The following is a 1,512-nucleotide window of genomic DNA, read 5'->3' as shown; positions in this document are numbered from 1 at the left end:
CAATGCCGCTTAGTTAAGCTGTCTGAGGCAGCTTGATCGTGACGTGTGGTTCGTAGTGGTGCTGACGATGCTTTGGTTTCTTGGTTGGGTAGTTGTGGCGGTTACCTGGCTTTCGGACTCGTGGATAGGTTCTCGCTCTACGCTTATTCGTTCGTTCAAGCATTTCGGCGATATCGCGGTGCCGTAGGATTCGTTGTCTTTCGGGGGGAAAATTCCGCCGGATCGGTGATGCGGCGGCGAACGATGTGGAGCGCGCGGGTGAACGCTAGTCGGTCAGGATCCATTTCCACCGTGTCGGCCGCCTCGGACATGAACGCCCGGATGGCATAGTGGGTGGTGAAGAGGCCATATATCTCCTGGCGGACCAGTTCGGGCGTTTTGGATCGTATCCCTTTTCCTTGGCGCAGATAGTTCTCGATCTCGCGGAACGCGGATTCGATCTCCCAGCGTTCGTGGTAGGTGCGAGCGAGTTCGTCGGCGGTAACATCGGGGTCGAGAAGGCTGGTGATGATTCTGAATGTCTCGGACTGGCTTTCGCCTTCGTCATCGATTTTCGCGACGGTGTATTCCACGACACGGACGGGGATGTGCGTGGCGAGCATGATGTCATCGATATTCGACGCGTCGATCCGAGTCCTGCTCTTCCGCTCCTGGTTGGTGACCTCGGAAATGTAGGAGCCATCGGGCAGAACGCGTAGTACCGGGAGTCTGGGACCCGCCGCGATGCGCCACAGCAGCTGCGCCCCTGCCTGCAGGTATGTGCGCCACAGCTCGTAGGAGAAGAAGCCCCGGTCGGCGATCACCAGCATGTCCGGCTCGATCAGTCGAGTCAACGGCGCGGCGAGTTCTCGTTCGCCGGAATGAATTGTCCCGATCTGGATTCCGAGCACTGCATGAGCGCCGATCTCTGTGAGCCCGACGATACGGGTCTGCGGGAATGGGCGTCGTGTGCCACCTTGTGGTTTCGGGAATTCTGCGCAGTTCTCGGGGGTATCGGGCATGTCGATCATCACACCGTCGATTGCCATCAACCGGAAATTTCGCAGCCACGCACCCGGCGTGCCCGGTTTCGCTATGGGAACAGCGACGGTCTCGAACAGCCGCCGCATCGGCTCGGAACCCAGCCTGGCCCGAGCCTGGGACAAAGCTCCGGTCGTGGGAACCTTCCATTCCGACGACCACGTACGGGCGAACCGCAACCCGTTGACGAGTTTCCGAATGGCTTCCTCGTATCCGTCGGTGAACAGACTCAACGCCAGAACGAAATAGACCACGACATGAGCGGGCAGCAGCCTCGATCGCTTCTCTACACTATTCGAGCGAGCGACAACCTCATCCACGACATAGCGCGGGACAGTCCTGGTCAACACACCCAACGCGACATGATCCGTCAATCTTCCCGAAATGCCATCGGCCACAACGATATTATTCCACGAAAACGCACCACCCGAATAGAAATCAACACCAATTCGACTGCGCGACAGGTCGATTCGACTTAACTAAGCGACATTG

1 protein-coding gene is annotated in these 1,512 nt (G+C 58.2%); it reads right to left on the bottom strand.

What is annotated here, in order from left to right:
* Positions 1–155: 155 nt before the first annotated feature.
* Positions 156–1,418, bottom strand: a complete 1,263-nt coding sequence (locus tag ACIRRA_RS46005; RefSeq protein WP_402782485.1) for an IS4 family transposase — start codon at positions 1,416–1,418, stop codon at positions 156–158.
* Between the last annotated feature and the right edge of the window lie 94 nt (positions 1,419–1,512).

It is taken from the genome of Nocardia sp. NPDC101769, from assembly GCF_044766925.1.
Classification (GTDB): Bacteria; Actinomycetota; Actinomycetes; order Mycobacteriales; family Mycobacteriaceae; genus Nocardia.
This window is presented reverse-complemented; position numbering and strand designations above follow the sequence as displayed.